This window comes from Oscillibacter sp. UBA6647, from assembly GCA_002455655.1.
GTDB lineage: Bacteria > Bacillota > Clostridia > Oscillospirales > Oscillospiraceae > Oscillibacter.
The window spans coordinates 52134-60622 of record DKLF01000018.1 but is presented as its reverse complement, the minus strand read 5'-3'; the positions used below and the strand labels follow the sequence as shown (position 1 = coordinate 60622).

At 56.5% G+C, this 8489-nt stretch carries 6 protein-coding genes; all 6 read left to right on the top strand.

Annotated elements, in window-relative coordinates:
• The first annotated feature begins 253 nt into the window (after window positions 1–253).
• Window positions 254–1492, top strand: coding sequence for an IS110 family transposase (locus B2W96_RS01670; protein WP_293007910.1), 1239 nt, complete (start codon window positions 254–256; stop codon window positions 1490–1492).
• Between the two features lie 285 nt (window positions 1493–1777).
• Window positions 1778–3256: a PLP-dependent aminotransferase family protein gene (locus B2W96_RS01665; RefSeq protein WP_293007908.1), complete on the top strand. Its 1479-nt coding sequence runs from the start codon at window positions 1778–1780 to the stop codon at window positions 3254–3256.
• Between the two features lie 237 nt (window positions 3257–3493).
• Entirely contained in the window at window positions 3494–4288 is a 795-nt protein-coding gene (locus B2W96_RS01660) for a glucose 1-dehydrogenase (protein WP_293007906.1), read from the top strand.
• Window positions 4289–4376: 88 nt separating this feature from the next.
• On the top strand, window positions 4377–5747 hold the full coding sequence (gene gcvPA, locus B2W96_RS01655; RefSeq protein ID WP_293007904.1) for an aminomethyl-transferring glycine dehydrogenase subunit GcvPA: 1371 nt from the start codon (window positions 4377–4379) through the stop codon (window positions 5745–5747).
• A gap of 12 nt (window positions 5748–5759) precedes the next feature.
• Window positions 5760–7307 (top strand): aminomethyl-transferring glycine dehydrogenase subunit GcvPB, encoded by a 1548-nt coding sequence (gcvPB, locus tag B2W96_RS01650; protein WP_293007903.1) that lies wholly within the window; start codon window positions 5760–5762, stop codon window positions 7305–7307.
• Window positions 7300–8421 carry an ATP-NAD kinase family protein gene (locus tag B2W96_RS01645; RefSeq protein ID WP_293007901.1) on the top strand — a complete coding sequence of 374 codons (1122 nt, stop codon included), beginning with the start codon at window positions 7300–7302 and terminating at the stop codon, window positions 8419–8421. Before gcvPB ends, B2W96_RS01645 begins: the two co-directional genes overlap by 8 nt.
• Window positions 8422–8489 lie beyond the last annotated feature (68 nt).

Below are 8489 nucleotides of genomic sequence, written 5' to 3'. Positions count from 1 at the left end.
CCATGTCTTTTACCATCTTGTTGCCTAAGCTGTTAGAATAAGAGGACAATAGGTCTGACGGATGCCTCCAAGGACTTCGCGTCCGTTCGAAAGTCAGTCAGCCATCCTCTTGTTCGCAGCGTTCGATTTGTGCAGGTAGAGCCGCCGTACGGTGCGTTCGTGTCATCAAACAGATAGAATCGGCAATAAGAAAAGGGTGGAACCCTCGCAAGTGAGGGGAGCCAATTGTAAATCTGTGATGGGAGCGTAGGTTATGAACGCAGTCGGAATTGATGTTTCCAAGGGCAAAAGCATGGTTGCCGTTGTCCGTCCATTTGGTGAATTGGTGGTAAAGCCCTATGAGGTACGCCACACCTCCAGCGAACTCAGCGAGTTGGCAAGCACGCTGAAAAGTCTGAAAGGCGAAACGAGAGTGGTGCTGGAGCACACTGGGCGGTACTATGAGCCTGTCGCCCAAATGCTTCACGATGCCGGAATTTTTGTCAGCGCAGTGAATCCGCTGCTCATTAAGGAATATGGGAACAACTCTCTGCGCAAGGTCAAGACCGATAAAGCGGATTCCATGAAAATTGCCCGGTACGGTCTTGACAATTGGTGTGATTTGCGTCAACATACTTCTATGGATACAATTCGTTATCAACTGAAAACCGCAAATCGGCAATACGGTCTGTATACCAAGAACAAAACCGCTTTCAAGAACAACCTCATTGCCTTGCTCGACCAGATCTATCCCGGTGTAAACGCCCTCTTTGACAGCCCCGTCCGTGCGGATGGAAGCCAGAAGTGGGTGGATTTTGCTGCGTCCTTTTGGCATGTGGACTGTGTGCGGAGCATGAGCCATAGCGGCTTTGCCGAGCGTTACCGCAAATGGTGCAAGCGGCATGGGTATAACTTCAGCGCCGCCAAAGCCTTTGAAATTCACAGGGAGGCGAAAGAACTGATCACTATGCTGCCGAAGAATGCGCTCTCAAAGGTGATGGTGCAGGAGGCAATCACGCAGCTCAACACGGTCTCTAAAACAGTCGAGGTGCTTCGCGCAGAAATGAATCACCTTGCTGCGCAGCTGCCGGAATATCCCGTGGTGATGGCTCTGTACGGCGTTGGCAATTCCCTTGGTCCACAGCTCATGGCGGAGATCGGCGATGTGCGGCGTTTCGCTCACAAAGGTTCTTTGACGGCCTTTGCGGGAGTTGACCCCGGTGCCAACCAGTCTGGAACCTATGAAGCCAAAAGCACACGTTCTTCCAAGCGCGGTTCCCCAGAGCTGCGGAAAGCACTCTTTATTCTCATGACGGTGTTGCTTCAAAAAGCGCCGCCGGACGATCCTGTTTTTCAATTTCTGAACAAAAAGCGCTCCGAAGGAAAACCCTACCACGTTTACATGACTGCCGGCTGCAACAAGTTCCTGCGTATTTATTACGGCAAGGTGAAAGAATTCATGAATACGTTGGACATACCGGTCGATATGGATTCAACCGGCCTTTCCCAATAACATTCTGCCCGTTTACTTTTGGCTGGCGCTTCGGCGGCGGCCTTTTTCTGCTACTCATTTTCTGTCGCACCTTTTTCTGAATTTGCTATTGACTTTTTATTTGCAGGCTCTTGAAAACATCCATATGCACTGCCATCTATGGCGGTGGGTTTTTGGCAAACCGCGCCTTGCTTTTCCCGCTCTCCTCTGCTAAGATGAGCAAAACATATCGGAGCGGAAAACTCCGATCCGGAGAACTGCCGCCGGGCGTTCCGGATCGCGTTTGCAGAAAGGGAGCGGTGCCATATGTCTGACATACACGAAAATCAGGACAAGCCCATTTTGATTAACTGGATGCCGGACCGCGCCTCCGGCGTCCCTCTGTACAGTCAGATTGTCAGCTATTTCAGCGGGAAAATTTCACGCGGAGAGTGGGTAAGTGGCCAGAGCATTCCCTCTCAGCGGCGGCTTTCCCAGCTTTTTGGCGTAAACCGCAGCACCATTGTGGAGGCCATGGACGAGCTGGCCGCCATGGGCCTGATCGAGCGGCACTATGGCGGCGGCACCCGGATTGCCAGCGACAGTTGGGCCGCGCTGATGCATGCCAAGTCCCCCAACTGGAAGCGATATATTACGGCGGGGAGCTTTCGCTCCAACATTCCCACTGTCCAGACCATTAACCATCTGGAATTTGAGGAAGGTATCGTCCGCCTGAGCACGGGAGAGCTTTCCCCGGAGCTGGTGCAGATGGATTTGGCGAAAAAGGCGCTGGCCAGCCTGTCGGAGCGCAAGCTCTTTATGAATTACCCGGACCCTTTGGGGATGCCGGGGCTGCGGCTGGCCGTGCAGGCCCATTTGAAGCGCAGCGGCATCAACGTCCCCATCTCCTGCATTTTAATTGTTTCCGGCGCGCTTCAGGCGCTTCAGTTGATTGCCAGCGGGATTGTTCAGCCCCGCTCCGCTGTGTATATGGAGTCTCCCTCTTATCTCAAGTCCCTGAATATTCTCCAGTCTGCCGCGGCCACGCTGACGGGCGTTCCCATGGACAAAGACGGGATTTTACCGTGGATGATACACAATCAGCCCCGGGAGGGGGTGTGCTCTCTCCTGTATACCATTCCCACGTTTCAAAACCCCACGGGAATCGTCATGCCCGAGGAGCGGCGGCTGGAGGTGCTGAAATACTGCGCGGAGCAGCATATGCCCATTATTGAAGACGACGTATTCTGCGATTTGTGGCTGGACGCCCCGCCTCCGCCGCCCCTAAAGGCGCTGGATAAAAGCGGCGGCGTGGTGTATATCGGAAGCCTGTCCAAATGCTTCTCCCCCGGGCTGCGGCTGGGCTGGCTGGTGGGGCCGGAGCCGGTGGTGGACCGGCTGGCGGACATCAAAATGCAGATGGACTATGGCGTCAGCGTTCTCACGCAGCAGGTGACGGAGGAGCTTTTGAACAGCGGCCTTTATTACGAGGGCATCAACGTCACCAGAGCGCAGCTCCGGGAGCGGCGGGACTTTATGCTGCGCCTGCTGGAAGAGTTCTTCGGCGATCTGGCGGAGTGGAACCGGCCCACCGGCGGTTTTTTTGTGTGGGTAAAGCTGAAGCACCAGCTTTCTGCGGAGCGGATTTTTAACCTTGCGCTGAAGGAAAAGCTTCTGGTTCCGCCGGGCAGTATTTACGATCCGCTTTATACCTCTCATCTGCGGCTGACCTACGGATATCTTTCCATGAGCGAGATGGAAAGCGGCATACGCCGCCTGTCGCAGATTGCGCGCGGCCTGCTGTAAACGCCGACCGTGGACGGCTGACCGTAATATTTTTTAGAAACTCTCCGATATTTTGCAGAAAAAATCTCCGGGCCGTGTTTATGGCCCGGAGATTTTGCGCTTTTAGAAGTTTGGTTGCTTTAGTTTATGCCGCTTGGTCGGATACAAGCAGGGAAAGCCCCGATATAATGGGAGCAATTCCGAAACCGTAATATTACACTGCGCTTGGAACGCAGACTTTTTAAGGAGAGATTAACTATGGGAAAGCTGGACAACAGAATTGCCATTGTCACCGGCGCCGCGCAGGGAATTGGCAACGGAAGCGCCAAGGTGCTTGCAAAACACGGCGCTACCGTAATTCTCATGGATTTTGCAGAATCGGTGGAAACAGCCGCAGAGGAGATTCGCAGCATGGGGTATCAGGCCGCGGCAAAGCGCGTGGACGTCAGTAACTTAGAGGACGTGCAGCGGGCGGTGGACGAGGTGGCCGCCGAATACGGCAGAATTGACATTCTTTTTAACAATGCCGGGGTCAACCGCCGCGTCCGGTTTGAGGAACTGGACACGAAGACCCGCGACTTTATTTTCGGCGTAAACATCATCGGCGTTTGGAACATGGCCCGGGCGGTGTATCCCTATATGCTGAAGGCAAAGTACGGCCGCATTATCAACACCTCCTCGGTCACCGGCGTGAAGGTGGTGGACGAGGGCCAGACCACCTATTCCATGACGAAGGGCGCTGTGCTTTCCTTTACCAAGGCGCTGGCTTATGAGGCCGGCCCCTATGGCATCACCGTCAACGCGGTGCTTCCCGGCTGGGTACGCACGCCCAAGGTGGAGCAGGTGGCCGCCGACAGCCGCCCCGAAGACCCGGAGAGCGCGCTGCGGGATATGGCGGGCTTCATTCCTCTCAAGCGGCTGTGCGACATTGAGGAGATCGGCGATCTTGTGGCTTTCCTCGCGTCCGACGAGGCGAAATACATCACCGGCGCGGAAATGGTCATCGACGGCGGCAGCACTCTGCCCGAGACATTTGATATTCTTCACGCCTGAGCCTCGCCGCAAGGTTCAGATACAACGCGGGTATCCCATTCCTTTAAAACGCGGCGATTGGCCGCAGACCGATTAGGAGGCAGACACTATGACGCAGTATCCGTACATCCCCAACAGCAACAACGCTGTGCGCAGGGAGATGCTGGATTTCATCGGCGCAGATTCCGTGGAGGAGCTCTATTCCTTTATTCCGGACGAGGTTCGGATGAAGCAGCCTTTAAACCTGCCGGAGCCGTTTCTTTCCGAAATGGCTCTTAAGAAACATGTAAACGGCATTTTGAACCAAAACAGCTCCTGTGACGAAAATATCAGCTTTTTGGGCGCGGGCTGCTATAACCACCACGTTCCCGCCGTGTGCGACGAGATCAACGGCCGGTCGGAATTTCTCACCGCTTACAGCGGGGATACCTACGCCGACCACGGAAAGCTCCAGACCTTTTTCGAGTTCACCAGCATGATGGGCGAGTTGTTGGACATGGACGTGGTGGGCTTCCCCACCTACGACGGCGGGCAGGCAGCTTCCACCGCCGTCATGATGGCCCGCCGCATCAATGGGCGTGGAACCGCTCTGGTCCCCGCGGTCATGAATCCCAGTTTGTATTCCCAGCTTTCGTGCTACTGCGAGGGGATGACACTGGTGAAAGTGGCTTCCCGCTCCGACGGTCAACTGGATTTGGAGGACCTCAAGAGTAAGCTTCATGACGATGTAGCCTGCGTTTTCATCCAGAACCCGGCCTTTCTGGGCTTCTTTGAAGAGCAGTGCGGGGAAGTCGGTAAGCTTGCCCACTCCGTCGGCGCGGAGTACATTGTCTACGCCGACCCCTCAGCGCTGGGTGTTGCTTCACCCCCGGCGGAATACGGCGCGGATATCGCCTGCGGAGACATCCAGCCCCTTGGCATCCACATGAGCTATGGCGGGGGCTTGGGTGGCTATCTGGCCACCCGACAGGAAGAAAAATACGTCATGAACTATCCCCACCACCTGTACAGCATTTTTCAAAACTCCAAAGGCCAGTTTGGCTATGCCCGCGCCCTGCCGGAGCGCACCAGCTACTACGTCCGGGAAAAAGCCGTGGAATATCTTGGGACGTGCGTGGGACTGTGGGCCGTCACAGCGGCGGTGTATCTGGCGGTGATGGGCCCGGACGGTATGCGGGAGCTAGGAGAAAACATTCTGTGCAAAAGCGATTACGCCCAGAGAACCCTTTTCTCTTTGAAGGGCGTGCGGCTCCCCTATGCCGAAAGCCGCAGCTTTATGGAGCTGGTGGTGAATTTCGACGACTGCGGAAAAACCGTATCTGAAATCAACCGGGCTCTGCTGGGCGCGGGAATTTTCGGCGGCTATGACCTGAGCCGGGAGCTACCGGAGCTGGGGCAGTCCATGCTGGTATGCGTCACGGAGAAAACCGAGCTCTCCGACATTGACGCGCTGGCAGACGCACTCAAAAAAATTCTGTAAGGAGGAACCGACGTGTCTTATTCAAAACTGCGGAATTTCCATGAAGCACAGTGGGATGAGCCCATCATTTTCGAGCAGAGCGTACCCGGCAGCCGGGGCATTCTGTTTCCGGACGTGTCCAAAGAGGCCGGGGTTTCCTCCGGAAAAGAGCTGCTGCCCGCTGGGCTGCGGCGGACGCAAAAGCCCGCCCTGCCGGAAATGGCCCAGCCCCAAGTGCTTCGCCACTATCTGCGCCTATCCCAGGAGACGATTGGTCAGGATATCAACATTGATATCGGCCTTGGCACCTGCACTATGAAATACAGCCCCAAAATCAACGAGCAGTTTGTCCGCTCTCCCAAATTTGCAGAGCTTCATCCCTATCAGGAGGACAGCACCGCTCAGGGCATCTTAAAAATCATCTATGAGTTCGAGCAGATTATGAAAGAGATTTCCGGGCTGGACGCCGTCTCCTTTCAGGCAGGCGGCGGCGGGCAGGGTATTTTCGCCAATGCAGCCATCTTGAAGCAGTATTTTCGTGACCGGGGCGAGGAGACACAGCGCACCCAAATCATCACCACCATCCTCTCCCACCCATTGAACGGCGCCGCACCCGCCACCAAGGGTTTTGAGGTCATCAGCCTTTATCCCGACGACAGCGGCTATCCCAGCCTTGAAAATCTAAAGGCGGTGGTTTCCGAAAAGACGGCGGGTATTTTTATCACGAACCCGGAGGACACAGGCGTATTCAACCCCATTGTCCGCCAGTTTGTGGATGTGGTTCACGAAGCCGGGGGACTGTGCGTGTGCGATATGGCGGATTACAACGGCCTGTTTGGTCTGGTCCGGGCCAAGGAGCTGGGAGCGGATATGTGCCACTTCAACCTCCACAAAGCCTTTTCCTCTCCCCACGGCTGCATGGGACCCGGCTGTGCCGCCCAGTGCGTGAGCGCGGAGCTTGAACAATACCTGCCCCGCCCCCGCGTCCGCTTTGACGGGCAGCGCTATTCTACCGATTACGACGGCCCTGCTTCCATCGGAAAGGTACGCCAGTTTCAAGGCTCTCTTGCGGCCGTGCTGCGAGCCTATTCCTGGGTGATGAGCCTTGGCCGCGACGGACTTAAGGCCGTGGGCGAGGCTGCCATTCTGAATAACAACTACATGATGAAGCGCCTCCTGGGCGAGGTACGGGGCATCACCATGCCTTGGGCGGAGGAGGCCCCCAACCGTCTGGAGCAGGTGCGGTACAGCTTTGAAAAGCTTTTGGAGGAAACCGGTGTGGGCGCCGAGCATGTGAACCGCCACATGCTGGATTTCGGGTTCCAGCGCTTCTTCCCCAGCCACCATCCCCTTGTGGTGCCCGAGCCCTACACGCCGGAGCCCACGGAATCCTATTCCAAGGACGACATCGACGAATATATTTCCGCGCTGAAAAAGATCAGTGACGAAGCGTACGCTACGCCCGAGGTCGTTCTCACCGCCCCACACAACGGCCCTATTTCTCCCTTGGAAAAAGACACCGTGGAATCAGTGGACCAGTTGGCCGTGACGTGGAGAGCATACCAGCGGCAGCATGAATAACGCTAAGGCGCTGGGGCTGATCGTCAATCCCATCGCGGGCATGGGCGGCAAGGTGGCCCTGAAGGGAACCGACGGCGAGCGCGTTCTCGCCGCCGCCCGTGCCAAGGGGGCGGTGCCGGAATCCGGAGAAAAGGCAGAGCGGGCCATGCGGCTTTTGGTACCGTACCGCGAAAACCTGTTAATCCGAACCGCGTCCGGCCCCATGGGCGAGGACCTGTGCCAAAAGTTGAATCTTCCCTGCGAGGTGGTTTACCGGGCGGGAGAGCCCACCTCCCCGGCCGACACAATTGCCGCAGCGGCAGCAATTCGCGCAAAGGGCGCGGCCCTGCTTTTGTTTGCAGGCGGCGACGGAACCGCCCGCAACATCTGTGAAGCCATAGGAAGCGATTTCCCCGTACTGGGCATCCCCGCGGGCGTAAAAATCCAGTCCGCCGTGTTTGCGCTGCACCCGGAATCCGCCGGGGCCATCGCTGCCAAAATCGCGCAGGGCCTTCCCGTGTCCATGCTTTCCCGGGAGGTGGTGGATTTGGATGAGGACGCTTACCGCACAGGCAGCGTACGGGCCGCGCTGTTTGGCTCCATGCTGGTGCCCAACCAGCCGGACGCACTCCAATCCATGAAGCAGGGGGGCTTTTCCTCTGAAGAGGACCAGCTTCGGGGCGCGGCCCTTTACCTCAGGGACCACATGGAACCGGATGCTTTTTACGCCGTGGGTTCCGGCTCCACCGCCAAGTGCATTTCCCGCCTGCTGGGATTGGAGTATGAGCTTTTGGGCGTGGATATGATTCATGGCGGAACGCTGGTGGAAAAAGACTTGACGGAGGAACGCCTTTGGTCTTACGCTCAGACGGGCAGGATGAAAATTATTGTCTCTCCCATCGGCGGGCAGGGCTTCCTCTTCGGGCGGGGAAATCATCAGTTCAGCGCCCGTGTGCTAAGCGCCGTGGGGAGGGAAAACCTGCTGGTCGTTGCGGGGGAGTCCAAGCTGCTTTCCCTTCCACGCCATCGACTTCACGTGGACTGCGACGACCCTGCAATCTGCCGGGAACTGCGGGGGTATTATCAGGTCCTGTGCGGATATGGCAGATTTCATTCGCTCCTTTGTCAAGATTGACTGAAATTTGGATGGGTGAAACCCTGCCGCTTGGTTGTGGTACAATCTACAAAAAAATGCAATAATGT